At 35.9% G+C, this 25,573-nt stretch carries 26 protein-coding genes; 13 read left to right on the top strand and 13 right to left on the bottom strand.

What is annotated here, in order from left to right; translation table 11 throughout:
• Nucleotides 1-35 precede the first annotated feature (35 nt).
• The 6 genes from rpmB to rimO all read left to right on the top strand — a co-directional run bounded on the left by rpmB (nucleotide 36) and on the right by rimO (nucleotide 4,785).
• The gene (gene rpmB, locus ISU00_RS01090; protein WP_228852198.1) at nucleotides 36-272 is read left to right on the top strand and encodes a 50S ribosomal protein L28; all 237 of its coding nucleotides are present in this window, start codon (nucleotides 36-38) and stop codon (nucleotides 270-272) included.
• Nucleotides 273-300: 28 nt separating this feature from the next.
• Nucleotides 301-483 (top strand): 50S ribosomal protein L33, encoded by a 183-nt coding sequence (gene rpmG / locus ISU00_RS01085; RefSeq protein ID WP_228852197.1) that lies wholly within the window; start codon nucleotides 301-303, stop codon nucleotides 481-483.
• 7 nt (nucleotides 484-490) lie between these two features.
• Nucleotides 491-643: a DUF4295 domain-containing protein gene (locus ISU00_RS01080; protein ID WP_228852196.1), complete on the top strand. Its 153-nt coding sequence runs from the start codon at nucleotides 491-493 to the stop codon at nucleotides 641-643.
• Between the two features lie 111 nt (nucleotides 644-754).
• Complete coding sequence (ftsY, locus tag ISU00_RS01075) at nucleotides 755-1,708, top strand: signal recognition particle-docking protein FtsY (RefSeq protein ID WP_228852195.1); 954 nt, start codon at nucleotides 755-757, stop codon at nucleotides 1,706-1,708.
• 1 nt (nucleotide 1,709) lies between these two features.
• The gene (locus ISU00_RS01070) at nucleotides 1,710-3,356 is read left to right on the top strand and encodes an amidase family protein (protein WP_228852194.1); all 1,647 of its coding nucleotides are present in this window, start codon (nucleotides 1,710-1,712) and stop codon (nucleotides 3,354-3,356) included.
• Nucleotides 3,357-3,477: 121 nt separating this feature from the next.
• On the top strand, nucleotides 3,478-4,785 hold the full coding sequence (gene rimO / locus ISU00_RS01065; protein ID WP_228852193.1) for a 30S ribosomal protein S12 methylthiotransferase RimO: 1,308 nt from the start codon (nucleotides 3,478-3,480) through the stop codon (nucleotides 4,783-4,785).
• Here rimO and ISU00_RS01060 read toward each other — a convergent pair.
• The 5 genes from ISU00_RS01060 to ISU00_RS01040 all read right to left on the bottom strand — a co-directional run bounded on the left by ISU00_RS01060 (nucleotide 4,782) and on the right by ISU00_RS01040 (nucleotide 12,330).
• Entirely contained in the window at nucleotides 4,782-6,014 is a 1,233-nt protein-coding gene (locus ISU00_RS01060; RefSeq protein WP_228852192.1) for a M48 family metallopeptidase, read from the bottom strand. The two genes, rimO and ISU00_RS01060, sit on opposite strands and share 4 nt — an antisense overlap.
• The gene (locus ISU00_RS01055) at nucleotides 6,011-6,808 is read right to left on the bottom strand and encodes a TrmH family RNA methyltransferase (protein ID WP_228852191.1); all 798 of its coding nucleotides are present in this window, start codon (nucleotides 6,806-6,808) and stop codon (nucleotides 6,011-6,013) included. The genes ISU00_RS01060 and ISU00_RS01055 overlap by 4 nt, the downstream gene beginning before the upstream one ends.
• A 90-nt stretch (nucleotides 6,809-6,898) precedes the next feature.
• A complete protein-coding gene (locus tag ISU00_RS01050) occupies nucleotides 6,899-8,191 on the bottom strand; it encodes an amidohydrolase family protein (RefSeq protein WP_228852190.1) in 1,293 nt (430 codons plus the stop codon).
• 13 nt (nucleotides 8,192-8,204) lie between these two features.
• Nucleotides 8,205-11,180: an amidohydrolase family protein gene (locus ISU00_RS01045; RefSeq protein WP_228852189.1), complete on the bottom strand. Its 2,976-nt coding sequence runs from the start codon at nucleotides 11,178-11,180 to the stop codon at nucleotides 8,205-8,207.
• 79 nt (nucleotides 11,181-11,259) lie between these two features.
• Entirely contained in the window at nucleotides 11,260-12,330 is a 1,071-nt protein-coding gene (locus tag ISU00_RS01040; protein WP_228852188.1) for a DUF3810 domain-containing protein, read from the bottom strand.
• 73 nt (nucleotides 12,331-12,403) lie between these two features.
• On the opposite strand from ISU00_RS01040, the gene ISU00_RS01035 reads away from it, so the two are divergent.
• A complete protein-coding gene (locus ISU00_RS01035) occupies nucleotides 12,404-13,864 on the top strand; it encodes an aminoacyl-histidine dipeptidase (protein ID WP_228852187.1) in 1,461 nt (486 codons plus the stop codon).
• Nucleotides 13,865-13,893: 29 nt separating this feature from the next.
• On the opposite strand, the gene ISU00_RS01030 is transcribed toward ISU00_RS01035, so the two are convergent.
• From ISU00_RS01030 to ISU00_RS01020, 3 genes are read right to left on the bottom strand one after another with little or no spacing between them, the layout of a single operon-like run.
• A complete protein-coding gene (locus tag ISU00_RS01030; RefSeq protein WP_228852186.1) occupies nucleotides 13,894-15,081 on the bottom strand; it encodes a peptidylprolyl isomerase in 1,188 nt (395 codons plus the stop codon).
• Nucleotides 15,068-15,613 (bottom strand): gliding motility-associated peptidyl-prolyl isomerase GldI, encoded by a 546-nt coding sequence (gene gldI, locus ISU00_RS01025; RefSeq protein ID WP_228852185.1) that lies wholly within the window; start codon nucleotides 15,611-15,613, stop codon nucleotides 15,068-15,070. Before gldI ends, ISU00_RS01030 begins: the two co-directional genes overlap by 14 nt.
• Nucleotides 15,603-16,622, bottom strand: a complete 1,020-nt coding sequence (locus ISU00_RS01020) for a DHH family phosphoesterase (protein WP_228852184.1) — start codon at nucleotides 16,620-16,622, stop codon at nucleotides 15,603-15,605. Before ISU00_RS01020 ends, gldI begins: the two co-directional genes overlap by 11 nt.
• 91 nt (nucleotides 16,623-16,713) lie before the next feature.
• Between ISU00_RS01020 and ISU00_RS01015 the strand changes: the two genes are divergently transcribed.
• Nucleotides 16,714-17,133 carry a nucleoside-diphosphate kinase gene (locus tag ISU00_RS01015; RefSeq protein WP_228852183.1) on the top strand — a complete coding sequence of 140 codons (420 nt, stop codon included), beginning with the start codon at nucleotides 16,714-16,716 and terminating at the stop codon, nucleotides 17,131-17,133.
• Between the two features lie 45 nt (nucleotides 17,134-17,178).
• Here ISU00_RS01015 and ISU00_RS01010 read toward each other — a convergent pair whose 3' ends face one another.
• The 5 genes from ISU00_RS01010 to recF are packed head-to-tail and all read right to left on the bottom strand — an operon-like array spanning nucleotide 17,179 to nucleotide 21,728.
• Nucleotides 17,179-17,529, bottom strand: coding sequence for a hypothetical protein (locus tag ISU00_RS01010; RefSeq protein WP_228852182.1), 351 nt, complete (start codon nucleotides 17,527-17,529; stop codon nucleotides 17,179-17,181).
• On the bottom strand, nucleotides 17,522-19,936 hold the full coding sequence (locus ISU00_RS01005; protein ID WP_228852181.1) for a penicillin acylase family protein: 2,415 nt from the start codon (nucleotides 19,934-19,936) through the stop codon (nucleotides 17,522-17,524). Before ISU00_RS01005 ends, ISU00_RS01010 begins: the two co-directional genes overlap by 8 nt.
• A 3-nt stretch (nucleotides 19,937-19,939) precedes the next feature.
• Nucleotides 19,940-20,236 (bottom strand): DUF721 domain-containing protein, encoded by a 297-nt coding sequence (locus ISU00_RS01000; protein WP_228852180.1) that lies wholly within the window; start codon nucleotides 20,234-20,236, stop codon nucleotides 19,940-19,942.
• A complete protein-coding gene (locus tag ISU00_RS00995; RefSeq protein ID WP_228852179.1) occupies nucleotides 20,233-20,652 on the bottom strand; it encodes a hypothetical protein in 420 nt (139 codons plus the stop codon). The genes ISU00_RS01000 and ISU00_RS00995 overlap by 4 nt, the downstream gene beginning before the upstream one ends.
• On the bottom strand, nucleotides 20,649-21,728 hold the full coding sequence (gene recF, locus ISU00_RS00990) for a DNA replication/repair protein RecF (protein ID WP_228852178.1): 1,080 nt from the start codon (nucleotides 21,726-21,728) through the stop codon (nucleotides 20,649-20,651). Before recF ends, ISU00_RS00995 begins: the two co-directional genes overlap by 4 nt.
• 133 nt (nucleotides 21,729-21,861) lie before the next feature.
• Between recF and ISU00_RS00985 the strand changes: the two genes are divergently transcribed.
• From ISU00_RS00985 to mutL, 5 genes are all read left to right on the top strand, one after another.
• Nucleotides 21,862-22,629, top strand: coding sequence for a tetratricopeptide repeat protein (locus ISU00_RS00985; protein ID WP_228852177.1), 768 nt, complete (start codon nucleotides 21,862-21,864; stop codon nucleotides 22,627-22,629).
• Nucleotide 22,630: 1 nt separating this feature from the next.
• The gene (ribH, locus tag ISU00_RS00980) at nucleotides 22,631-23,113 is read left to right on the top strand and encodes a 6,7-dimethyl-8-ribityllumazine synthase (protein ID WP_228852176.1); all 483 of its coding nucleotides are present in this window, start codon (nucleotides 22,631-22,633) and stop codon (nucleotides 23,111-23,113) included.
• Between the two features lie 99 nt (nucleotides 23,114-23,212).
• A complete protein-coding gene (locus ISU00_RS00975) occupies nucleotides 23,213-23,428 on the top strand; it encodes a hypothetical protein (RefSeq protein ID WP_228852175.1) in 216 nt (71 codons plus the stop codon).
• 5 nt (nucleotides 23,429-23,433) lie between these two features.
• A complete protein-coding gene (locus tag ISU00_RS00970; RefSeq protein WP_228852174.1) occupies nucleotides 23,434-23,721 on the top strand; it encodes a riboflavin synthase subunit beta in 288 nt (95 codons plus the stop codon).
• A complete protein-coding gene (mutL, locus tag ISU00_RS00965) occupies nucleotides 23,721-25,571 on the top strand; it encodes a DNA mismatch repair endonuclease MutL (protein ID WP_228852173.1) in 1,851 nt (616 codons plus the stop codon). Before ISU00_RS00970 ends, mutL begins: the two co-directional genes overlap by 1 nt.
• Nucleotides 25,572-25,573 lie beyond the last annotated feature (2 nt).

Raw genomic sequence — 25,573 nt, 5'->3', positions numbered from 1 at the left:
CCACTTTTGAAATAACGTAATAAAGTTATAGAGCAATGTCTAGAGTTTGTGAACTTACCGGGAAAAAAGCGATGGTTGGAAACAATGTTTCCCACGCTATGAATAAGACTAAGCGTAAATTTGACGCGAATCTTGTTAAGAAACGTTTTTATATTCCGGAAGAGGATAAATGGATTACTTTAAAAGTATCTACTTCCGCCTTAAAGACAATCAATAAAATTGGTATTTCCGCTGCTATAAAAGAAGCGAAATCCAAAGGATTTTTAAAATAATATACCATAACCGAATAAGCAGGTAACAATGGCAAAGAAAGGTAATAGAATTCAGGTAATAATGGAATGTACCGAGCATAAGGAATCAGGAATGCCTGGAACTTCTCGTTACGTAACTAAGAAAAACAAAAAGAATACGCCAGAAAGACTTGAGTTGAAAAAATTCAACCCAATCCTTAAGCGTATGACTGTTCATAAAGAAATTAAATAATTGAGTCATGGCAAAGAAATCAGTAGCATCCCTTCAAACAGGATCTAAGCGTTTAACCAAAGCTATAAAAATGGTTAAATCTCCAAAATCCGGAGCTTATATGTTCGTGGAATCTGTTATGGCTCCAGAATTTGTAGATGAGTTTTTAAACAAAAAGTAATTTTTGTTTACATATAAGATATTAAACTGCTTTCTTTTGAAAGCAGTTTTTTTTATGCCTATTTTTGAAATTCTCTTTTTTCAAGGGAATTGTCATTAAGTATTAATAAATATGAGTTTTTTTAAGAATATATTTTCTTCTGAAAAGAAAGAAAGTCTAGACAAAGGATTAGAAAAATCCAAGGCATCTTTTTTTACAAAATTAAATAAAGCGGTCGCAGGGAAATCCAAGGTTGATGAGGATGTATTGGATAATTTGGAGGAGGTCCTTGTTACTAGTGACGTTGGGGTAAATACGACCTTGAAAATTATTGATCGCATTGAGGAACGTGTGGCAAGGGATAAATATTTAGGCACTTCGGAGTTAAATAAAATTTTGCGTGAAGAAATTGCTGCTCTTCTTTCAGAAACCAATAGTGGAGAAGATTCAGAAATATCCATTCCTAAAGACACAAAACCTTATGTAATTATGGTTGTTGGTGTAAATGGGGTTGGAAAGACAACAACAATCGGTAAGCTTGCCTATCAATTTAAGCAAAAAGGGCTTAATGTGGTGCTTGGTGCTGCTGATACTTTCCGTGCCGCAGCAATTGACCAACTTCAGGTTTGGGCAGATCGAGTTGATGTGCCAATAGTAAAGCAATCAATGGGTAGTGATCCTGCCTCCGTTGCTTTTGATACACTTCAAAGTGCAGTTAACCAAAATGCGGACGTTGTAATTATTGATACTGCAGGTCGTTTGCACAATAAAGTAAATTTGATGAATGAACTTACGAAGGTAAAGCGTGTAATGCAAAAAGTTATTCCTGACGCACCACACGATGTTTTGTTGGTGCTAGATGGTTCAACAGGTCAGAATGCGTTTGAACAGGCTACGCAGTTTACTGCGGCCACCGAAGTAACGTCACTTGCGGTCACAAAATTAGACGGTACAGCCAAAGGAGGTGTAGTAATTGGTATCAGCGATCAGTTTCAAATACCGGTTAAGTATATTGGGGTAGGAGAAAAAATGGAAGACCTCCAGGTTTTTAATAAATATGAATTTGTAGATAGTTTTTTTAAGTGATATGATTAACAAACTTTCCTTATTTCTTTTAATTCTCTTAGTTATTTCCTGTAAGGAAGAACCAAAAGAGAAAATTGTTGTTGACCGCTTTCCAAAAGCTGTAGATTTTGTTGTCCCTTTAGAAACAGATTTCAGGGAGTTTAAAGTCTTAGATTCCAAAGTTTTGGATGTGGAATTAATGTGGCGGCCTCTTAATGACATTTTAGATGATTTTGGAGGAACTGCATATGAAGATTTAAAACCTCTTATTTTAGAAAAGGATATCCTTAGTTTGCAAGAGGAAATTGCTCAGGGTAAACTTAACTATGAAAAACTCACATTATTTTATTTGTATAGGATTCGGGAATTAGATCGACTTAATGAAAAATCACTTAATTCGGTTATTACTGTAAATGCGAATGCGATTGATCTAGCTAAAACTTGCGATAAAAATTATCAACGAACAGGGCAACATCCAATTTATGGTATGCCTATCTTATTAAAGGATAATATAGACACAAAGGACTTACCAACTACTGCCGGTGCCACCGCCCTTTTGAAAAATGAAACAACTGAGAATGCCTTCATTGTTGATCAATTATTAAAGCATGGTGCCGTTATTTTAGGAAAGGCAAATCTAAGTGAATGGGCCTATTTTTTCTGTGGTGATTGCCCAAGTGGATATAGTGCAGTTGGTGGACAAACCTTAAATCCATACGGCCGAAGAATTTTTGATACTGGTGGTTCAAGTTCTGGAAGTGGAGTGTCTATTGCAGCTAATTTTGCTGTTGGTGCGGTTGGGAGTGAAACTTCTGGTTCAATTTTGTCTCCTTCTAGCCAGAATTCTTTAGTTGGTTTAAAGCCTACAATAGGTTTACTAAGCAGAGGAGGTATTGTTCCAATTTCTAGTACATTGGATACTCCAGGTCCAATGACCCGAACTGTTAGGGATAATGCTATTTTATTGGACGCTATGTTGGGATATGACAAATCCGACCCGAAAGCCATTGAAACAGGTGGTAATGGAACCTATTTCAACAACTTAGATACTATGGCTCTAAAAGGAATACGGTTAGGTGCGATGAGAAAATTGATGGAGGATACGCTATATGTAAATGCCATTGAAACCTTAAAAAAGCAAGGTGCTGTTATTGTTGAATATGATGCTCCTGAAATAGGACTTCCAAATTTTAGACGTCTGCTTAATTTAGATATGAAAGCTGATTTACCTCTTTATTTGCAACACTATGGAAATAAAGATTTAGGTATTACTTCTGTTGAAGATGTTATAGTTTTGAACGAAAAAGATACATTAACATCTGCTCCTTACGGTCAGAGATTGTTTAGGGGTATTGTAGCTGATAGTGGTGACGCAGAGTATCTTTTGAGGATAAAGGACACTCTTAAAATGAATGGGAGAAAATTCCTTGAGGGCGCAATGGTGGAAAACAATTTAGATGGCATTTTATCTATAAATAATTATCACGCCGGTTTTGCTGCAGTTGCAGAGTATCCTGCAATTACGGTACCTATGGGGTATGACAATGATGGTAAACCAAAGGGCTTAACTTTTATTTCTCGACCACTAACTGAAAAGACTTTATTAGAATGGGCATTTGCTTATGAGCAGGCAAGTAAGGAAAGAAAAATGCCAGAAGGTTATAATTAATTTATTTAGTAGCCAGACATTATTCTCATTTAAGATATTTTCGGAATTATTAATGATTACTTACTTCTGTTAGAAACTAGGAATAAGGTTGTATCTTTGCACTCCTTTTTTTAAAAGAATCATGCGCACTAAAACCCTAAAAAAGAATAAAATAAATGTTGTGACCCTTGGTTGTAGCAAAAATGTATACGACAGTGAGGTCTTGATGGGACAACTAAAAGCTAGTGGCAAGGAGGTTGTTCATGAGGAAGAGGGGAATATTGTAGTTATTAATACTTGCGGTTTTATAAATAACGCAAAGGAGGAAAGTGTTAATACCATTTTAGAATTTCTTCAGAAGAAAGAGGAAGGAGAAGTTGATAAGGTTTTTGTGACAGGTTGCTTATCCGAACGTTATAAGCCTGATCTTCAAAAAGAAATTCCAGACGTAGACCAATATTTTGGCACGACGGAATTGCCAAACTTATTAAAAGCATTAGGCGCCGATTACCGTCATGAATTGATAGGTGAGAGGCTAACTACAACGCCAAAAAATTATGCTTACCTAAAAATTGCAGAAGGGTGCGATCGCCCCTGTAGTTTTTGTGCAATTCCATTAATGCGTGGTAAACACAAATCTACCCCCATAGAAGATTTAGTGATTGAAGCTGAAAAATTAGCAGCCCAAGGTGTTAAAGAATTGATTTTAATTGCACAGGATCTTACCTATTATGGTTTGGACCTTTATAAGAAGCGAAATCTTGCCGATTTGCTTAAAGAATTAATAAAGGTTGAAGGTATAGAATGGATTCGACTTCATTATGCATTTCCAACAGGTTTTCCGCTTGATGTATTAGATGTGATGCGAGACAATTCCAAGATTTGTAATTATATTGATATTCCACTTCAACATATTTCTGATCCTATCCTGAAAAGTATGCGTCGTGGCACCACAATGGAAAAAACAAATAAGTTACTTACGCAATTTAGGGAACTCGTACCCAATATGGCAATCCGGACTACCTTAATTGTTGGTTATCCTGGTGAGACTCAACAAGATTTTGAAATTCTCAAACAGTGGGTTAAAGATCAGCGTTTTGAGCGTCTTGGTTGTTTTACCTATAGTCATGAAGAAAACACGCATGCCTATAATCTTGAAGATGATGTTCCGGAGGAAGAAAAACAGAGAAGAGCAGATGAAATAATGGAAATTCAATCTCAGATTTCTTGGGAATTGAATCAAGAGAAAATTGGTAAGGAATTTAAAATTGTCATTGATCGTAAAGAGGGTAATTATTTTGTGGGCAGAACGGAGTATGATTCACCTGATGTAGATAATGAAGTATTGGTTGATGCTACCAAAACTTATTTAAAGACGGGTGAATTTACTACTGTGAAAATTACCGATGCTTCCGATTTTGATTTGTATGGAGAGGTTATTGCCTCTTAACTTCTCAGATTTTTTATCCTTTGAAATAAAGTCGGGTGTGAGTAATGGATAAACACATACGTAGGGTGTGGTGTTAAATTACTCAAATTGTTTTTTGACAGTTTTTTGAGGGAACTGATCAATGGTTCTCCCGCATAAGTTTCCTTTGCATAGTTATCTGCTTGATATTCAAAAACGCGTGAAATATAATTCATGATCAATCCAGTAATTTCACTGATTGGTGCATAAAGTAAACCAAATGCTACCAATGCAACATGGAAACTGTGGTTTTCCACACCTAAGGCTTGCGATAATATTGGATTTGAAATAAAAAGGGATAAAATATAAAGGGTAAGGCCCGTTAGCAGAATTGAAGCGGCTAAATTAAAAATAATATGATTTCGCTTATAATGACCAACTTCATGAGCTAAAACCGAAACAATTTCAGGTTCTTCCAAATCATTAATAAGGGTGTCGTAAAGAGTTACCCGTTTTTCACTGCCAAAACCAGAAAAATAAGCGTTTGCTTTAGTGCTGCGTTTAGATCCATCTATCACAAATATATTTTTCAGTTTAAACCCAACAGAATTGGCATAATTGGAAATTTCATTACGCAGGTTACCATCCTCTAAAGGTGTTTGTTTGTTAAACAGTGGCACGATGAGTTTGGCATAAAACATATTCATGAAAATTGTAAATACAGTTACTAGGCCCCAAGCATATAACCAGAAATTCGATCCGGTTTGTTGGTAAAACCATACGATAAGAGCTAAAATCCCTCCACCCATGACTGCCATCATTAAGAGCCCTTTAAATTTATCAATGAAAAAAGTCTTTTTTGTCGTCTTGTTGAAACCAAATTTCTCTTCAATTACAAACGTTTTATAATAGGAAAATGGGGTGGAAATCAGATCGCTAGCCAACATGATTATTCCGAAAAATAACAAGGCGATTACGATTTGATTATTTGAAATAGATCTTGCAATATTGTCCACATATTCAAAGCCATCTAGCAGAATGAACAAGATTGTAATTATTAATGAAAGGGTGGAAATAATTAGGCCAAACTTGTAGTTGACTTTTTTGTAATCTTGAGATTTCAAATATTCATTATGGTCATAAACATCTTGCAATTCTTCTGGTAATGCATCACCATAGTGTTTGGCATTCATTGCATCTATAATTTTATCAATTATAAATTTTAAAATTATTATGCCTAGGATAATATAAAGTAAGGTATTTGCTGTCATTTAAAACCTCTTTGTCTTTTCGCTTCAAAAATAAGAATTCCCCCAGCAACAGAAACGTTCATAGAGTCTATTGTACCCTGCATTGGTATAATAATGTTGGCAGTTGAAGCATCTCTCCATTCTTGGGATAGGCCCTTGTCTTCAGTACCAACTACTATGGCACTACTAGATTGAAAATCGATAGTAAAGTAAGGGACGGAAGCTTGTAATGCTGCACAATAAATCTTTATACTTTTTTTGTTGAGGTAAGAAATTATTTCTTCAGTGGTACCAATTGCAATATTGTTAGTGAACAAACAACCAATACTAGATCTAATAATGTTGGGATTGTAAAGATCTGTTTTTGGATTTGCAATTATTACCGCATCTAAATTGGCCGCATCAGCGGTCCTTAAAATAGCTCCAATATTACCCGGCTTTTCAGGTGCTTCTGCTACTAGAATCAAAGGGGTGTTATTTTTCAAATTTAGCATTTCTAGACTATGATCTTTTGATGATCCTAAAGCTATAATACCTTCGGTACTACTGCGGTGGGCCATTTTTTCGAACACCGCTTTTGAAATTTCTATTACTTCAATTCCATGTTTAGCAAGGGATTCTGCCTCACTTGTGGAAAACAAATCAGGTAGATATAACAATTTTAAAATAGTGTAACCTCCCTTGATGGCCAAAGACAATTCACGTCTGCCTTCAATTACAAATATACCAGACAATCTTCGTTCCTTAGATTTTTCCTTTAAGAGGATTATTTCCTTTACTAAAGGATTTTGAAGGCTCGTTATTTGTTTATGCATATTGTTATTAGATGGTTCAGCAAAAATAGTCAATAAAAAAGCCACGGATAAAACGTGGCTTTATTATTATTATTAGATAAATCGTATAAACTATTCCTCTTTGTATTTATCGGCATAGCGATGCCACAATTTTGTTTGATGAGTTTCTAAACTAACTTCACGGCCATCGATAAAGGCATGTGAGAGCATATTAGTCCTAATGTCTAATGCATCACCTTCTGAAATAAAAAGTGTGGCACTTTTCCCTGCTTCCAAGGTACCATACATGCCATCTATTCCTAAAATTTTTGCCGGGTTGCTTGTGATTAATTTAAGGCCATCTTCCTTGCTCAGACCATATTTCACGGAAGTACCTGCATAAAATGGTAAGTTCCTAGAATTCATACGTTCCATATCTCCACTAGGTTCGAGAGCAACTAAAATACCTTTTTTGCTTAAGTCTGCGGCCAATTTGTAAGGACCGTCATAATCATCATCATCTAAATCTGGTGTAGAATGAATCCTTTGAACCAATACAGGAAAGTTACTTGATTTTATTTCGTCTGCCACTTTATTGCCTTGGCTTACACCAACCAATACCACTTTATTTAATTTCATTTTTTTACCAAATGTAATGGCATCGGTAATACCCTTGGCATCGTTTACATGAATGTAAAGCGTTTTGGAACCATCAAATAAACCACCCATGGCTGCATATGGTAAATGCATTACAGATTCTTTTGTCTTGCCATAGGTCTTGCTAGAATTGAAATAATCTTCAATTTCCATTACTTGTTTTTCATAGTCCGAGTTTGGTTTTAAACCAGGATCTTCACCCATCCACCATCTGCCACGGGAAAAACTGTTTGGCCAATTCATATGAATACCTTCGTCCGCTTTAATAATTGCGTCTTCCCAGTTCCATGCATCAAATTGCACAATTGAAGAGGAACCTGAAATTCTGCCGCTTCTTGGAGTTATTTGGCCTAATAGTACACCATTAGGTCTCATTGATTCAACCACTTTAGATTCTGCATTATATGCAATAATACTTCTAATGTTAGGATTCCATTGTCCAATTTCCGCATCGTCGTCAGTTGCCTTAACAGCATCAATTTCCACCAAACCTAAAGTTGAATTCGGCACAATAAATCCTGGATAAACATGCTTTCCTGAGGCATCAATCACATTTGCTCCTGAAGTGTCTCCAGAACTACCTACAGTAACAAGTTTTCCATTTTCAAAAACGATTACGCTATTTTCAATTACTTCTCCATTTCCTATGTGTGCCGTTGCACCTGTAATCGCTATTTTCCCTTTCTGGGCTTGGGCAGGAGTTTGTTGTGCAAACGATAAGCTGTTAAGAACCAGTGCTACTACTATTATTGATATATATTTTTTCATCTTTTCCATAATTTTAGTTAAACACATTGCCTTCAAAATCGCAATGAATATCTGGTTTCTCCTTTTTCTTTATTGGCTTTGTAGACATACCCTTGTTCTTAGCCTGAATCATATCATTAATGATATCAGCCTTTTGTTGCTCAATATCTTTCCTCATTTGTGCATCACGCTCAATATCGAAATAGGTAACACCCTCAATAATTGTCTTTTCTGGTTTTGCGTAAATTGAAAGAGGATGATCGGACCATACCACGATATCTGCATCTTTACCAGTTTTCAAACTACCTACACGATTATCAATATGTAATAACTTGGCTGGATTGAGAGTGACAAATTTTAAGGCTTCTTCTTCAGACATTCCACCATACTTGATGGTTTTAGCCGCCTCTTGATTAAGGTGTCTAGACATTTCAGCGTCATCACTGTTTATTGCAACCACAACACCAGCATTATGCATAATGGCAGCGTTAAAAGGTATGGCATCATTAACTTCATATTTATAGGCCCACCAATCGCTAAATGTAGAACCTCCGACGCCATGTTCAGCCATTTTATCAGCAACTTTATAACCTTCTAATATGTGTGTAAATGTATTAATATTGAAATTGAATTGTTCTGCAACCTTCATCATCATATTAATTTCACTTTGAACATAAGAATGACAAGAAATAAAGCGCTCTTTATTTAAAATCTCCACCAAGGTTTCCATTTCTATATCCTTTCGGTATGGTTTGCCACTATTCTTTAGAGCCTCATATTCTTTAGCCCTTGTAAAATAATCAACATAAACCTGTTCTACACCCATCCTAGTTTGCGGAAATCTTGTGCCAGACCAATTCGATTGTTTCACGTTTTCACCTAAGGCGAACTTTATAAATTTCGGGCTATTGTTATAAAGCATTTCATCTGCTGAAGCCCCCCATTTCAATTTAATAATAGCCGAACGCCCACCAATAGGATTAGCAGATCCATGTAATATTTGAATTGACGTTACTCCGCCAGCCAAATCTCTGTAAAGACCTATGTCATCTGGCTCCAGAACATCTTCAATAGAAACTTCAGCAGAACTATTTTGTCCACCTTCGTTAATGGAAGCCGCCGCCAAGTGGGAATGTTCATCTATAATACCAGGAGTAATATGCTTGCCAGTGGCATCAATAACTTTGGCGCCTGATGCATTAAGATTGTTACCTATTTTGGAGATCTTACCATCTTTAATTAGGATATCCGCATTTTCCAAAATTCCATCCTCTTCATTTGTCCAAAGTGTGGCATTTTTGAACAATATGGTTTCTTGTTTAGGCATTTCTGTAAAACCATATGCCATGTTTGGATAGGTTACGGGCAAAATTTCTTTAATTTCGGAATCTTTCTTTTTCCCTTTGTCGCCTCCTTTTTTATCTTCTGAAGGTGTCTTTTTCAAGGTTACAACAGATTCCTTTCCATTTGGCATTAGAGCCGTGCCTTTTAAATCATCTGAATCAGTTATTTTCGATGAGATCCTGATGAATTCAGTTTTTGTGGTGTCTGGTGTTGTTAAGGTCACATATGCCCAGTCGCCATTATAACTAATATTAGTGCCCAATTCTTTCTCTCCCGAAGTTGTTTTACCTTTTAACTTTGTTCCGGAACCTTCAATATTCAAGGTATAATCATTGCCGTTCAGCTTAAAGGTGTAATCTCCCTTCAACTCTTTTTGAGACATGTCTTCCAAAATATTCCTGTCTCCCTGCACCCAGTTCTCAAAGATGGTAGAACCTTTTTCAAATACCGGTCCAGATGTAATCAAAAGGTTAGCGTAAGAACCATTATTCAAAGTGCCTATAACAGATTCTTTGCCTAATATTTTTGCAGGAACAGTTGTTAGAGCTTCTAATGCTCTAGTTTCAGATAAGCCATATTCTATGGCTCTTTGAATATTGCCTAAAAATTCTTTTGGAGACTTTAAACCTTCAGTGGTAAGTGCGAAGGTTATACCATTTTTCTCAAGAATTCCAGGATTAGCAGGACGTTGATTCCATTCTTTTAAGTCTGATAGCGATAAAGCGGAAGCTAAAAAGGGATTTTCCACATTGTAGGCATCGGGGAAATCAACAGGAATGATTAAGGTGGCGTTTGTGCTTTTAACTTCATCAATTCGTTCATATTCATCACCCCCACCAAGAATAACATATTGGATGCCGTATTCATCACCAACTTTATCGGCTCTCATAACATTCATTCTGCTACCCGCTTCAAATATTTGAACCAAGTTTTTATTTTTATTCAGGGCCTCTAAAGAAAGGTCACGTGTTTTTGAAAGTCCCTTTGAATACCAATCTGCATCCAAGTAAACCTGTCTTATCAATGCCATTGAACCCATTAGCGAAGAAGGATAGGACTGTCTAGATGCAACACTTTTCGAAAAAGATAAGTATTGCCCAGACTCTGAAACAAGAATATTGGTGTTGTTGTCGGCATCCGAATTTAAGGAAACCAATGCACCGGTACCTCTAATGATTCCGTCTTGAAGGTGGGTATTTACAGCACCGAAACCGGCCTTATGTAGTTCACTGGCACTTTTATTGTCGAATTTAAAGTGCTCAACCCCAACATTTTCAGGCATAATGTGATCATTCCAATAATAACCAGACCTTGATGGATCGTATTCTGCAGAACGCCCACTACCGGCCGCTCTCTTAGGTTTTTCGATGCCAAAATCAGAATAAATATCAATAAACGACGGGTACACATATTTTCCGTCTAAATCAATAACAGTAGTATTGGCAGGAATACTAACCGAGGTTCCAGAAGAAACTACTTTACCATCTTTTATCAATAAAGTCGCCTTTTCAATTTTTTTTGTTGGAGTTACAAACAAAGTTGCGTTTGTCAGGGCAGTGTAGTTAGTGTTCCTCGTAACCACACCATCATTCTTTGGAAAGTATTCTTGGCCAAAAACAAGAATGGCGTGTAAGAATACCATCGCAGATAGTATACGTTTAATCATAAATAATAAGGGATAATTTGAATTAGCTTTTAAAAATATAATTTAATGAGCGTATAGCTTCATTTTCACATTTTTTTAACTATTCAAATTCTTCATTTGCATAATAATTAACCAAAAGGGCCACAACATAATTATAACTATCCATGCCTAATGATTGATTATTCGCTTTCAGATAGCGATTATAAGAAGATTTAAAAAGTGGTTCAATCGGGTTTTGGTAAGACATCCAGAATTCATACATCTCCTGGTAATTTTTGAGAATTCCTCTATTTATGGATTCTTTCAGTGCCTCATACATTAAAAAGTCCCTAACATAGATTTCATTCAAACAATGGCTTAGGGCGAAGGTATAACCAGAATATTTAAAGTAAATGTCTGGATGATGTATTGCTGCCAAACTTCCAATAAAGTTAGCTTCATTTTCGGCCGCATAACCTAATTGATGTGCAATTTCATGACTTGCGGTTGTGGGATATTTATAAGTTGGGATTATACCATCTATTTGTCCTTCGTTTGTAAAGGGATTTAAATATCCCGAAAAACCCATGTAAGTTAGTGGTATACTATAAATGGATTTTTTTATACTTCGAGGATGGTATTTAAGATGAGGATATTCTTTTGACAAAGCATCATATCCCAAATCAACCATTCCAAGAATCTCACTTTCAGAATGGATCATGTCTACCCTTAAGGTATCATTCCTTGCAATTTGGAGTTGAAGTTGATTGCATTTATCTATTAACCTTTGAGTAAGACTAATAAGCTCTTCATTTGTATAATCATCTTTTAAATTTAGTGTCTTGTGAAGAGCGGGGCGGTAATAATTAAAGGCCCATAGCAAATGAAAGGCCGCATAAAATATTGAAATTGGCACCAATATTTCAATTAACCAATGGTGAGGACGTCTAATAATCATCCACCTTTTTTTTATAAGCCATAGGATTGCATAAATTATTGTTAGGGTGTAAAGTATATCACCAATTGAAAATGGAATCCAGCCAAGTAGATATCTAAATAATTTTGAAATAAACACATAAATTCCTGTGCTGTAATATTTCTCAATAAATTGAGGAAATGCCCCCAACAATTTAACAAAGAAAATTTGTGGTAGTATTGATAACGCAATAATAAGTTTAAGTTTAGGGCGCATAATCAAAAATAAAAAATAGTTCTTGAATGAGTTTCTTAATAATTACCTTTGTGCCCATTAAAAATTAACCATAATGAATATCGCAGTAAGGGAACTTGAACCAACAGCAATTTGGGAAAACTTTTCTAATCTAAATGCCGTACCTCGTGCCTCAAAAAAGGAAACCCGTGTTAGGGAATTTATAGTTTCTTTCGGTAATAATCTCGGTTTAGAGACTATTGTTGACAGAGCTGGAAACGTGATCATTAAAAAACCGGCTACTGCGGGTATGGATAACCGACAAACGGTAATTCTTCAGTCTCATTTAGATATGGTTCATCAAAAAAACAATGATACTGTATTTGATTTTGAAACTCAAGGAATTGAAATGTACATCGAAGATGGTTGGGTAAGGGCAAGAGGAACTACCCTTGGTGCTGATAATGGTTTAGGTGTTGCGGCTATGATGGCACTGTTAGAAGCTTCAGATGTAGAACATCCAACTATTGAATGTCTTTTTACAATTGATGAGGAAACAGGAATGACTGGGGCAAAAGGATTGGACCCGTCTGTTTTAAAGGGCACCATACTTATAAATTTAGATACAGAAGAAGATGACGAGTTGGGTGTCGGTTGCGCTGGGGGAATTGATGTTACCGCAACTAGAAGTTACAAAGCAGAACCTGTTAATGAGAACAACACCTATTATTCCATTACAGTTAAAGGCTTGAATGGCGGTCATTCTGGAATGGATATTCATAAAGGTTTGGCTAATGCTAATAAACTTTTAACCCGTTTGTTGTTTGATGGATTTGAAAATTTTGGCTTGAGAATACATGAAATTCACGGAGGAGGATTGAGGAATGCCATTCCAAGGGAAGCATCAGCTATTGTTGCTATAGATAGTATACATGAGGATGCATTTTGTTTAGAAATGGCCCAGCTAATTCAGCATATCAAAAGTGAATATTCCTCTATGGAACCAAAATTACAAGTTTCAATAAAAGAGATTGGTGAAGTTGAAAATGTTATGGATTTAGGTGTACAGGAAGGATTGTTAAGAGCTTTGTATGCTGCTCCGAATGGAGTTTATAGAATGAGTCCGGATATCGATGGATTGGTTGAAACTTCGAATAATATTGCCAAGGTGGAAGTGGCTGATGGCGAAATTAATATAAGTTGCCTAACTAGATCTTCGATTGAATCATCTAAGATTGATTTGGCAAATTCTTTAAGGGCCACATTTGAATTGATTGGCTGTGAGGTAAACCTTTCCGGTGATTACCCTGGATGGACACCCAATATACATTCCAAAATATTGAAGACAGCTGAAGGACTTTATGAACAGATGTTCCATGAAAAACCTAGAGTAGCTGCATGTCATGCAGGTTTAGAATGTGGAATCATTTCCGACTTATATCCAAATTTAGATATGATTAGTTTCGGACCAACGATTTTAGGAGCACATTCTCCAGATGAGCGAGCCAATATAGAATCAGTAAAGAAATTCTGGGTATTCCTTCAAAATATATTAAGGGAAACACCTGTAGTGTAATATTAAAAAAGCGGCCTAAGCCGCTTTTTTTATTCTACTATTTCCGTCATTTCAATAATAAAAACTAATGGTTGATCAGGCGGTATAGCACCATTTCCCTTTTGACCGAAAGCTATATGTGCAGGAAGAAAGAAATAACCCTTGTCTCCCACCTTCATCAAATTTACAGCTTCCTTAAAACCAGCGATCATTGCAGCGTCTGGAGTTAAGGACATTTGCATAGGGCTATACATTTCACGTTCATCCTTCATTTCATTGTACATGCCATGTCTTGTTTCAACTTCCTTAACATTACTATCAAAAAGGCGTCCATCTGGATAGTAACCTTCATAATTAAGTTTTACTGATGCTCCTGCATTAGGTTTAGGACCTTCACCTTCTTTAATGATAAAGTATCTTAAACCAGAAGCAGTAGAGTCAGTCTTAGCATAATAATCATCTAACATAGGTCTTACAGATTGACCAGCCTCCTTATTTTTCTCTTCTTTAGCTGCACGTTCCTTTTCTTGATTTGCCGCAAATTCTTCTTGTAAAGCTTTCTGCCGGTTTGCAATCATTTGATGCTCTTCTTGGAATACTTTTGGAGCATCAAATTTTTGGGCATCAGAACCTTTTCTGATAATATTTACATGTTCTATAACTACATCCTCTACGGGTTTGTCTCGTTCTGCAGTTTTAACATTAGAAATACTATCTAAAACATCTAATCCTTCTACCAACTCCCCAAAAACAGCATGTCTAAAGTCTAAATGTGGGGTTGGTACTTCAGTTATAAAAAATTGGCTGCCATTAGATCCAGGACCCGAGTTGGCCATAGATAAAATACCAGGTTTACTATGTCTTAAATCAGGGTGAAACTCATCATCAAAACGGTAACCAGGATCTCCAGAGCCGGTAGCGGTAGGATCTCCACCTTGAATCATGAATTTATCTATAACACGGTGAAAAATTGTGCTGTCGTAGTATTTTTTGTTTTTATATTCATCCTTCACCATTGGGTGAACACCTTCAGCTAATGCTACAAAGTTTGCCACAGTCACAGGGGTTTTGTCGAAATACAATTTGGCAACCATTGTACCTTTACTGGTTACAATTTCCGCATAAAGACCATCTCCTAAATCAGGATATTTGTCGTTGCAGGAATATAGTCCCAAGAAAATAAACAACATCCCCAAGCCCATCGTGGCTTGTAAAAAACGCTTATTAATCAGTTTCATTTTTAAATATTGAGTTTAAAGTTACTTCACAAATTATGGGCTGGTTAGTACCAATTCTTCTCTCATCTCCATAATAGCCATAAGCTTTTTGGGATGGAAAATAGAATATTACGGTTTCCTCTGGTTTCATAAGCTTTAAGCCTTCACGCAAACCTGTAAATAATTCCTCTTTGTCCATTACATACCGTCGTGATCCCATTTCTTTTTCTGAATAAATCAAGGAACTATCAAGATTACGGATGGACATATTATATTCTACAAGATCTCCAAATTCTGGTTGAATTGTATCTTGTTCAACCTTATTAATATATCTGTACCAAAACCCACTTTCGGAGGATTGATACGATGAATCTGGTAAGATGGATAGTATTTCCAATATTCTTTCTCCTTCAGCCTGGTTCAATTCTATATTACGGTCGGCAGATTCCTTTAAAAAACTTCCAGACTTTTTCAAAATTGGTTTTCGTGCTTCAGGAGATTTACACGAGAATATCGATAATACTAGTATAATAATTGCAACGCTACTTTTCATTATTCAGGGCATTTTTATAGCTGGGCAATATACTAATAAATTTTGCTACTGTATCTTTTAAGGATAAATCACTTTTTCCTCCTGCAGCATTTATATGACCGCCACCACCAAAATGGTTTCTAGCAAAATCGTTAACAGAAAAATCACCTTTAGATCGTAAGGATATTTTGATAATGTTTTCTTGGGAATTTTCAATGAAGATAACAGCAAATACAATTCCTTCTAAAGAGAGGCCATAGTTGACAAAACCTTCAGTGTCACCTTTTTTAAAATTGAAAAGATTTAATTCTTCTTGGGTTAAGGTAATGTATGCCGTCTTATACTCTTCCAGTACTTTGAGATTTGTTAAAGCTCTTCCTAATAATTGGAGTTTATGATAAGAATTTGTGTCATAAACTCGATTATGGATATCGGAATGGTTTGCCCCTTTGTCTATTAAATCGGCAACAATTCTGTGAGTTTGGCTAGTAGTAGATGGGAATCTAAAGGACCCAGTGTCCGTCATCATGCCCGTATACAGGCAGGTTGCTATTTCACTGTTTATTTTATCCTTTTTGTTCATGGCTTCAATGGCGTTATATACCATTTCACAGGTAGATGAGATGCCAATTTCAGAATAGGTTATTGAGGCATAATCTTCAGGTTGCTGGTGATGATCTATCATAACCTTATCTGCCGTACTTTCTGAAACAGGTGTTTCCATTCCACCTATTCTATCAAGCGCATTAAAGTCTAAAGTGAAAATAATATCGGCCTTATATATAAGGGCCTTTGCTTCTTCCTGCCTGTTTTCGTAAATGATTACATCTTTTGTTCCTGGCAACCACTTTAAAAAATCTGGATAGTCATTAGGTGCTATAACATGGCAGTTATGATTAGGTCGTAAAAAGTGGTAAAGTGCCAAACAAGATCCCATGGCATCACCATCTGGATTTTTATGCGGAACAATAACTATATGTTTTGGCTTTTCTAAAAGCTTGGAAAGTTCTTCAGTCTGCTCATCTGTCATAGGCTGCGAAGTTACAATTTTTTAATGAGTGGCATACTTGTAATTATAAAGATTAGCAGTACTTTTGCACGAGCAAAAAAAACAACTTTAAATGGCAACAAACAGAACATTTACAATGATTAAACCAGATGCGGTTGAAAAAGGCCACATCGGTGCAATTCTTGAAAAAATAAACGCAGCAGGATTTAGAATCGTAGCCATGAAATTCACGCAAATGAGCAAAAGAGATGCAAGTGAATTTTATGCTATTCATAAAGAGAGACCATTTTTTGGTGAGCTTGTTGAATTTATGACTCGTGGGCCAATTGTGGCTGCAATTTTGGAAAAAGATAATGCAGTTGAAGATTTTAGAACCTTAATTGGTGCGACAAATCCGGCAGACGCGGCTGAAGGAACTATCCGTCAATTATATGCAAAATCTATTGGTGAAAACGCAATTCACGGTAGTGATAGTGATGAAAATGCTGAAATAGAAGGCAATTTCCATTTTGCAGGAAGAGAAATGTTTTAATATTTCTTCTGAATAAATTTTGAACCCAGCTTTAAGCTGGGTTTTTTATTTAATCATTGTTTTAAGTTGCTTACCCAAAATGCCTGCAACACCAGCCGCAAGGCCGCCTATTAAAAATGTAATAGCTAAAATACCTCCAGCACTTTCCCCAATAGTAAAAAGCACTCCAATTTTCTTGGTCAAAATGAAATCATTCTGAGCGGAAAGCATAAGACCATAAACTAACCATAACAACCCCATTGCTAAAAACGGAATAAGGAACACCTTCACACCTTTTAAATCAATTACAAAGCCTATAATAAAAGCAGCGAGCATAACATGCCACCAAGGTAAGAATTGGGACAATATAAAACCGACTACCAAAGTCGAGACAAAATTTAGAAGCGCTCTACTCATTTTGAGGTTTTAAGGTTAATATGTTATAAGATGGATTAACATCCTCTTCCGATTGAATAAAATCTAGATCTAAATAATCACCTTTTGCCCAACTGTCTATCATATCATCATAATGTGAGCTTCCTGGATTTCCGCTCTGTCCTCCGGGATAGATTCCTAAAGCCTTAGGTGGGGTGCTCATTTCAACTATCATGCGCCAAGAAGCTCCATGGTTTTTTGAGGTCGCATTCACAATACTTTTATCACCGCCTATTGGAACATTAAACCTAGAAAATGCTGGTAAATCCCTCAATAGGTGACCTATGTAAGTACCTTTATATTCACCCCAATTATAAGTTCCATGCTCCGATTTGAAAGTCTCAACTTCTTGTATGGTCTTTTCAAAAGCTAGTTTAAACAAATCTGGAGCCGTTTCAATTTTCTCAGTTTCTTGAATGTCCATCAAAGGATCGTTAGAGTAGTATTTTAATAACTCAACTATTTTAAAGGCAAAAGGTGTCGACATAGGCTCTTCTGAATTTAAATACTCATCTAACATCAGCTTAGAGACATTTTGTTCCCAAATTGTGCTAATTGTGGCGCCGGGAGAATCAATATTGTTATAATAATCCCAATTCTTTACAACCTCTAAATAGGAATTTTCTGTTTCGCTTAATTCCATAGAATCTAAGGCTTTAACCATTGTTGGGATAAGTTCTTTGGCTTTTAAATTGAAGTTGTTGGATTGTAGATTTTTGAAGTCATCAATATCAAACTTGTCCTTAGAATTGAAAAAGTTATTAATTACTCTGCTCCTGTAAGTATCATATCCATCATTAAAAACAAAATAGGGATAAGAGGAATCCACAGGTGTTTGATTGGCGGAACTGACAAAACCACGTTCTGGATTTTTAATATGAGCATTGTATTCTTGTGGTATGAATCCTTGCCATTCGTTAGATTTCTTGCTGCCGTCCATTAAAAATTTTCCTTGTCCCTTCCATTTATTTGGAAATTTTCCTTGAACCCAAATTGCTATATCTCCTTCTGTTGATGCAAATACAAAATTTTGAGCAGGTGCTACAAAACCTGAAATGGCCTTAACATAGTCAGCATAATTTTTACTTTCATTTAATCCAATAAATGTTTTTTGCATGTTTCCACCTAGGTGGGCTGTCCATTTTAAGGCATAACCTTTTAATGGATTATCGGCCTTAAAAGTATCATCATAAGCGACTGGCCCGTGATGTGTATAAACAACTGTGTCATTAAATATTTTTCCGTTCTTAACTTTTATAGTTTCTATCCGTTTGGTTGTTGGTAGCCATTCCCCTTCATATTTGTAAAAATCTTTTTTAGGATCTTTAAATTCAATGCTGTACCAATCTCTAACATCCCTAGTAGCATTGGTTTCCCCCCAAGCAATATGCGTATTGAATCCTGAGATTATCCCCAACGCACCCGGAAGCGTAGCCCCCATAGCATTAGAATTAGGCCCATGTAATTGCATGATATACCAAATGGATGGTAATTTTAAGCTTAAGTGGGGATCATTTGCTAAAATGGCATTTCCCGTTTTTGATTTATTTGGACTCACTGCCCAATTGTTACTGCCATTATCAGGATGTGGTTTTTCCATAACAGCCTTAATAGTATCCTGATAAAAGTAGTCTTCTGGAACTTCTGGTGTTTCCACATTTTCAAAATTCCATTCGGTTCCTTGTGGAATAACCGGATCCATTCCCTCAAAAAAGTCTGGATAAAGAAAATCGAATCGTTCTTTACCCAACAAATTTATCACGTTGGTATATTCCATATCCTTGTCCTTGCCAGCTAACATATCTGTCATGTTCATTAAGAATAGTGCTGTTTTTTTAATAGTCCAAGGTTCTGGCTGGTAATCAAGCAATTTATATTCAATCGGGTAATTGGCTGAAGACAATCCATTTATATATGCATTTACCCCATCTTTATAAGCTTCTAAATATGCCGTGGTTTCAGTGTCCTTTGTTATAATTTCCAATGCCTTTTCAGCCCCAAATTCCAAACCTTTTCGTCTCTGGCCTCTATCATATTCCAATGCAGCCTCACCAATGATTTCAGAAATTCTCCCGGCTGCTGAATGTGTCTGGAATTCCATTTGCCACAACCTATTTTGTGCAGTTACATATCCCTGGGCAAAATATAAATCATGATTTGTTTTAGCAAAAATGTGTGGGATCAGATGCTCATCATAATAGACATTTACAGAATCTTGAAGTTGTTCTTGAGGTAATGTATAAAAATCCATGTTAGCCTCATTCTGGTAGAATCCTGTGTTTGGATTGAAAAATTTTCCTAGTGGGGGTGCAGTACCTATTTTGTTATTTAATAACCAAAAAACTGCAACTGCAAGGGCAAACGAAAGTAGTATTTTGAATAGTTTCATCGGTCAACGAAGTACAATCTTAGTAATAAGGTTAGGAATGCCTATATGTTCATTTAGCATGGCAATTATCTTTTCTTTTCCATAACTAAGTTCTTCCCTTAGGACACTGCTGGTTAAATAAACAAAAAGGGTTGGTTCTTCAAATCGAATTTTTGAAGTGTATTTGTTCACCCCCGGTCCCATTAGCTCTTTCCAAGCATCTTGAACTTCTACTTTATTGAGTCCGGAATCTAGATGATTCTCCTTGATAAAACTTTTAAGGATTTCACTTAATGGCGATTCTTCACTTTGTCGTGTCATTCGCTAAAATTTAAAGGTGAATAGCGTTTATAAATGTAACGAACTTTATCAGTATTCACTAATTCTAACTCTCTTTCATTGAGCTTTATTATCGATTCCTCCCAAGTGGAATAAGGGGTTGTATATATGATTTTTAAGGTTTCAGGGTCTGTTATTATTGCTATGGTTTCAGCCGTGCCATTTTCCTGAAAAGTCCCATCAAGTTGAGGCATTAATTTTTTTCTAAAACCTTTTAGTTCATCGTTTATTTCGAAATAATCGATTGTGGAATTATAGGAATATTTAAATGAACTGGTGTTAGGTTTTTGTACTTCCTGAATTTCCCAATAACCATTTAAATGAGTTAAGTTTTCAATGCTTGGTTTTGTAGAACACGATATTAAAAATACAATTGGTATTAATAGGAGGCCTTTCATAATTGAATCATTTTGTAGGTCTGATGAATCTGTTTAACGATGGTTTCTGTTCGTTCAGGATGGGTATCTGAAATGAAGATTTGGCCAAAATGTTCCTCATTTACCAATTCCACTAAATGGCTTACCCGTTGTTCATCCAATTTATCAAAAATATCGTCTAATAATAAAATTGGAGTTACACCGCTTTGTTGTTTAATAAAATCGAATTGAGCCAATTTCAAGGCAATTAAAAAAGATTTTTGTTGCCCTTGGCTGCCAAATTTTTTGATTGGATGATCATCAATTTGAAAATCTAAATCATCTTTATGAATGCCTTTACTGGTATATTGAAGTTGTTTATCTCTATTTTGATTCTCTTTCAATATTTCGAGAAGTTTGCCCACCGCTAGATCACTAGAATAAGTAAGATTAATATTTTCCTTGCCGTCACTAATTACTTTATATCGCTCTTTAAAAATTGGAATGAATGTTTCCAAGAATTTTTTGCGTTCTTCAAAAATGTCATGACCTAAAGTGTGTAACTGCTCATCATAGACTTCCAAAGTTTGTTGATTGAAAGTGTTATTCAGCGCGAAGTATTTGAGTAAGGCATTTCGTTGACCAACCGTTTTAGTATATTTTATAAGCTTGGCTAAGTATACAGAGTTACTTTGGGAAATGACCCCGTCCATGAATTTTCGTCTTGTTTCACTCCCCTCAATTATTAGATCTCTGTCTGCTGGAGAAATTATTACAACAGGAATAAACCCTATATGCTCGCTAAATTTTTCATAGGGTTTTCCATTTTTTTTAATCATTTTTTTCTGACCACGTTTTAAGGAAACTATGATTTTTTCGGTTTTACCCAAACGTTCAAAGATGCCATCAACTACAAAAAAATCCTCACCATGCTGAATATTTTGTAAGGCTATAGGGTTAAAATAGCTTTTCCCAAATGCCAAATGGTAAATTGCATCTAGTGCATTTGTTTTGCCAATACCATTAGCGCCCACGAAGCAGTTGATTTTTGAATCGAATTCAAAGGTGTTGTCACTGAAGTTTTTGTAATTAATTAACGTAAGGGTTTTTAAAATCATAAAGGAAATTACCTGCTGAAATTTAGGAGGATAAGACTTTCTAAAGTCTCGCAAATTATTGAAAAATAACAAATATTTTGACTTTTAAATACCAATAAAAATTATATTTTTGCGGCGCGTAAATAGAGAATAAATGGCAACATATAAGAAAAGAGGAGGGAAGCCGACTACTAAAGCGGAAAAGATTGAATCTATTGAGGAGAACTCAACAACTGCAGAAGTATTTAATACTTTAGACGAGTCTGCTTCTAAAACTGAAGAGTGGGTAGTTAAAAACCAAAACATCATCTACGGCGTTGTCGGTGCCATAGCGGTAATAGTATTAGGCTATTTGGGATACACTGAATTCATTATTGGTCCGAAAACAACCGAAGGAATGAATGAAATGTTTACTGCCAAGCAATATTTTGAGGAAGCAGAAACTTCTTCCAATAAAGATTCTTTATATACTTTGGCATTGAATGGAGCCGAAGGTAAATTCGGTTTTGTTGATATAGCCGATGAATATGGTTCTACACCTGCCGGAAATTTGGCTAATTATTATGCAGGAATGGCTTATTTGAAATTGAGAGATTACCAAAAGGCAATAGAATATTTAAGTGCATTTTCTTCAGATGATATGATGTTAAAGCCAATTGCCAAAGGTGGAATTGGAGATGCCTTTATTCAGTTAAACCAGCCAGAAGACGCATTGGGATATTATGAAGAAGCTTTTAAGGCTTCAAAAAATGATTTTACAGCACCTTTATATTTGTTTAAAGCTGCAAATGTTGCTTATAAACTTGGCGATTCAAAAAAAGCATTAGATTACTACAAGCGCATTGAGGAGGAATACCCAGACTCTAATGAGGCTACTAACGTTGAGGTATATATAGGAAGGGCAGAAGCAAGCGTAGAGTAATATGGCTACCGCATCTACCAACTTATCACATTACGATAAAAATGCAATCCCAAACGCGAAAAATTTTCGGTTTGGGATTGTTGTTTCAGAATGGAACGACTCTATTACTTGTGCATTATTAGATGGTGCAACATCAGCCTTAATAGATTGTGGAGCATTAGATAGCAATATTGAAATTATTAAGGTACCCGGAAGCTTTGAGCTGGTATATGGTAGTAAAAAATTACAGCAAAGAAATGTAGATGCCGTTATTGCTATTGGCAGTGTAATAAGGGGAGAAACGGAACATTTCACCTTTGTGTGTGAGGCGGTCTCTCAAGGTATAAAAGACCTTAATATTCTTAACGATGTTCCTGTGATTTTCTGTGTATTAACGGATGACAATTTACAGCAGGCAATAGATAGGTCTGGTGGTATTCACGGAAACAAAGGCACGGAAGCTGCAATTGCGGCAATTAAGATGGCAGCAATAAAGAATTCATAGTTCTTAACCCATCATCTGTTAACATTTTTTAGCAGGAGTCTTCGGTAATTCCTAGGATTTTTAAGTACATTTGAACGTTATCGATTGTACCTCCGTAACATGCTTTTTAGGCAGAAAAAACATAAACGATTTAATTACGTACCTAGAAGCCTTAAAGATGATTCTAAGGAGGACCATTCTATTAAGGAAGAATGGCAATCGGTTCGGGCATCCCATAAACGAAAGGCAAAAAGCCAATCCCCTTTAATTGTATTCATGATTATTTTGGGTATGGTAATTGTGCTTTGGATGGTATTATGTAATTATGAAATGTAAGTATTATGGGTATTTTTGGTAAGCGTACTAACAAGAAGTTCAATTATGTCCCACGTCATTATAAGGGCGAGGGTAATCCATTTGAGATAAAACATAAGTTTGACGATTTTAGGGTTACTGCAGGTTCTAATTCTGGATTAAAAACGAAAATCAATAACGCACTAGATGACTATAATAGTGTTCCAGATGAGACTGGTGCAAATCGTAGGGTTTTAATAATAATTGCCGTACTTATACTTTTATTCTTGATTTTCATTGAATTTGATCTTTCAATATTCTTCGCAGATCGCTGATGGCAGATATTATTGAGTTACTTCCAGATCACGTGGCCAACCAAATTGCTGCTGGAGAAGTTGTACAACGTCCAGCTTCTGTAGTTAAGGAATTGTTGGAAAATTCTATAGATGCAGGCGCGACCTATATTAAATTGGTTATAAAGGATGCAGGAAAAACTCTCGTTCAAGTTATAGATGATGGTATGGGTATGAGCGTTACAGATGCTCGCTTGTGTTTTGAGCGTCATGCAACTTCAAAAATTCGTTCTGCAGAGGATTTATTCGGTATACATACCAAGGGTTTTCGAGGAGAAGCACTGGCAAGTATTGGAGCAATTGCACATGTCGAACTTCAAACAAAAACTGACGGAAAAGAATTGGGAACCACCGTTATTATGGAAGGTAGTGAGGTGAAATCCCAAGAAGCATCAGTTGTACCAAAAGGTACTGCAATCTCTGTAAAACATCTTTTCTTCAATATACCAGCTAGACGAAATTTCCTTAAATCGGATACGGTAGAATTACGGCATGTCATTGATGAATTTCATAGGGTAGCTCTTGCGCATCCAAATGTGGCATTTTCCATGTGGCATAATGGTACTGAAATGTTTAGTACACCTAGCTCTAATTTTAGGCAAAGAATAGTCAACCTATTTGGGTTTAAGATGAATGAAAAATTGGTACCGGTCAATGAAGCGACGGAACTAGTAGATATTGATGGTTTTGTTTTGAAGCCGGAATTTTCCAAAAAGGGAAAGAATGATCAGTATTTTTTTGTGAATGACAGATTCATTAAAAGTCCATATTTACATCATGCAGTAAAGTCAGCATTTGAAGGACTTATAAAAGATGGATATCAGCCTGGATATTTTCTGAAATTTAAAGTGGATCCAAAATCAATCGACATTAATATTCATCCGACCAAAACTGAAATAAAATTTGATGATGAACATTCGCTATACGCATTGATTAGGGCAGCAGTTAAGCATTCTTTGGGCCAATACAATGTTGCACCTGTATTAGATTTTGATAGAGACAGCCAGTTAGACACACCTTATAATTATAAAGATAAACCCGTTACATGGCCAACTGTTGAGGTAGATAGGAACTTTAATCCCTTTCAAGAAGAAACAAAATATCGGTCTAGTGGCATTACGAATTTCAGAAGCAAACAAAAAGAATCATGGGAGAGTCTTTACGTGGATTTAGAGTTGGAACCTAAAGGTGATGCTGAGAGTGCTGTAATTGGAATAGAACAGGATTTTAAGCATTCTAAAATTTTTGGGGAAGACCACACAGAGGTTCAAATTAAAACCTACCAGATTTTTACCAAATACGTTATTACTGCCTTAAAATCAGGCATGTTGATTATCGACCAAAATCGAGCCCATCAACGCATACTTTACGAAGAATATTTAAAACAGTTAACGACAAAGGCATCGGTGAGTCAACAATTGCTTTTTCCTATAACCTTAGAATTTACTAGAAAAGAATTTTCGGTTCTCGATACTATAAAGGAGGATCTTGCTCATGCGGGATTATTGTATAGCTCTGTTTCAGATTCTAAGATTGAAGTAACTGGTGTGCCGATAGGAGTTCCGGAGAGTGAGGTTTTAACAATTATAGAAGATTTAATTTCCGATGTAACCCAGGAAATACCAGATACAAATTTTGGGACCCACGACATGGTTTCCAAGTCCCTATCCAAAAGTTTAGCAATAAAAACAGGTCAGTCTTTGTCTGCATTAGAGCAAGAAGATTTGGTTAACCGATTGTTCGCATGTAAAGAACCTTCATTATCACCCTTTAATAAGCCTATATTTATAACAATGGCCTTGGGAGATATTGAAAAACAATTTAAGCTGTGAAA

Origin of the sequence: Aegicerativicinus sediminis (assembly GCF_015476115.1) — a bacterium.
Taxonomy (GTDB): domain Bacteria; phylum Bacteroidota; class Bacteroidia; order Flavobacteriales; family Flavobacteriaceae; genus Aegicerativicinus; species Aegicerativicinus sediminis.
This window is presented reverse-complemented; position numbering and strand designations above follow the sequence as displayed.

What these genes read in the sequence shown, in the direction of transcription:
- ISU00_RS01035 (WP_228852187.1), top strand. Translation starts at nt 12,404, where the DNA reads ATGAATATCGCAGTAAGGGAACTTGAACCAACAGCAATTTGGGAAAAC.
- ISU00_RS01020 (WP_228852184.1), bottom strand. Translation starts at nt 16,622, where the DNA reads ATGACAGATGAGCAGACTGAAGAACTTTCCAAGCTTTTAGAAAAGCCA.
- ISU00_RS01030 (WP_228852186.1), bottom strand. Translation starts at nt 15,081, where the DNA reads ATGAAACTGATTAATAAGCGTTTTTTACAAGCCACGATGGGCTTGGGG.
- ISU00_RS01005 (WP_228852181.1), bottom strand. Translation starts at nt 19,936, where the DNA reads ATGAAACTATTCAAAATACTACTTTCGTTTGCCCTTGCAGTTGCAGTT.
- rpmG (WP_228852197.1), top strand. Translation starts at nt 301, where the DNA reads ATGGCAAAGAAAGGTAATAGAATTCAGGTAATAATGGAATGTACCGAG.
- ISU00_RS01070 (WP_228852194.1), top strand. Translation starts at nt 1,710, where the DNA reads ATGATTAACAAACTTTCCTTATTTCTTTTAATTCTCTTAGTTATTTCC.
- ISU00_RS01045 (WP_228852189.1), bottom strand. Translation starts at nt 11,180, where the DNA reads ATGATTAAACGTATACTATCTGCGATGGTATTCTTACACGCCATTCTT.
- ftsY (WP_228852195.1), top strand. Translation starts at nt 755, where the DNA reads ATGAGTTTTTTTAAGAATATATTTTCTTCTGAAAAGAAAGAAAGTCTA.
- ISU00_RS01050 (WP_228852190.1), bottom strand. Translation starts at nt 8,191, where the DNA reads ATGAAAAAATATATATCAATAATAGTAGTAGCACTGGTTCTTAACAGC.
- ISU00_RS01060 (WP_228852192.1), bottom strand. Translation starts at nt 6,014, where the DNA reads ATGACAGCAAATACCTTACTTTATATTATCCTAGGCATAATAATTTTA.
- ISU00_RS01015 (WP_228852183.1), top strand. Translation starts at nt 16,714, where the DNA reads ATGGCAACAAACAGAACATTTACAATGATTAAACCAGATGCGGTTGAA.
- ISU00_RS01010 (WP_228852182.1), bottom strand. Translation starts at nt 17,529, where the DNA reads ATGAGTAGAGCGCTTCTAAATTTTGTCTCGACTTTGGTAGTCGGTTTT.
- recF (WP_228852178.1), bottom strand. Translation starts at nt 21,728, where the DNA reads ATGATTTTAAAAACCCTTACGTTAATTAATTACAAAAACTTCAGTGAC.
- ISU00_RS00975 (WP_228852175.1), top strand. Translation starts at nt 23,213, where the DNA reads ATGCTTTTTAGGCAGAAAAAACATAAACGATTTAATTACGTACCTAGA.
- ISU00_RS01040 (WP_228852188.1), bottom strand. Translation starts at nt 12,330, where the DNA reads ATGCGCCCTAAACTTAAACTTATTATTGCGTTATCAATACTACCACAA.
- ribH (WP_228852176.1), top strand. Translation starts at nt 22,631, where the DNA reads ATGGCTACCGCATCTACCAACTTATCACATTACGATAAAAATGCAATC.
- ISU00_RS01055 (WP_228852191.1), bottom strand. Translation starts at nt 6,808, where the DNA reads ATGCATAAACAAATAACGAGCCTTCAAAATCCTTTAGTAAAGGAAATA.
- mutL (WP_228852173.1), top strand. Translation starts at nt 23,721, where the DNA reads ATGGCAGATATTATTGAGTTACTTCCAGATCACGTGGCCAACCAAATT.
- ISU00_RS01000 (WP_228852180.1), bottom strand. Translation starts at nt 20,236, where the DNA reads ATGACACGACAAAGTGAAGAATCGCCATTAAGTGAAATCCTTAAAAGT.
- ISU00_RS00985 (WP_228852177.1), top strand. Translation starts at nt 21,862, where the DNA reads ATGGCAACATATAAGAAAAGAGGAGGGAAGCCGACTACTAAAGCGGAA.
- gldI (WP_228852185.1), bottom strand. Translation starts at nt 15,613, where the DNA reads ATGAAAAGTAGCGTTGCAATTATTATACTAGTATTATCGATATTCTCG.
- rimO (WP_228852193.1), top strand. Translation starts at nt 3,478, where the DNA reads ATGCGCACTAAAACCCTAAAAAAGAATAAAATAAATGTTGTGACCCTT.
- ISU00_RS00995 (WP_228852179.1), bottom strand. Translation starts at nt 20,652, where the DNA reads ATGAAAGGCCTCCTATTAATACCAATTGTATTTTTAATATCGTGTTCT.
- rpmB (WP_228852198.1), top strand. Translation starts at nt 36, where the DNA reads ATGTCTAGAGTTTGTGAACTTACCGGGAAAAAAGCGATGGTTGGAAAC.
- ISU00_RS00970 (WP_228852174.1), top strand. Translation starts at nt 23,434, where the DNA reads ATGGGTATTTTTGGTAAGCGTACTAACAAGAAGTTCAATTATGTCCCA.
- ISU00_RS01080 (WP_228852196.1), top strand. Translation starts at nt 491, where the DNA reads ATGGCAAAGAAATCAGTAGCATCCCTTCAAACAGGATCTAAGCGTTTA.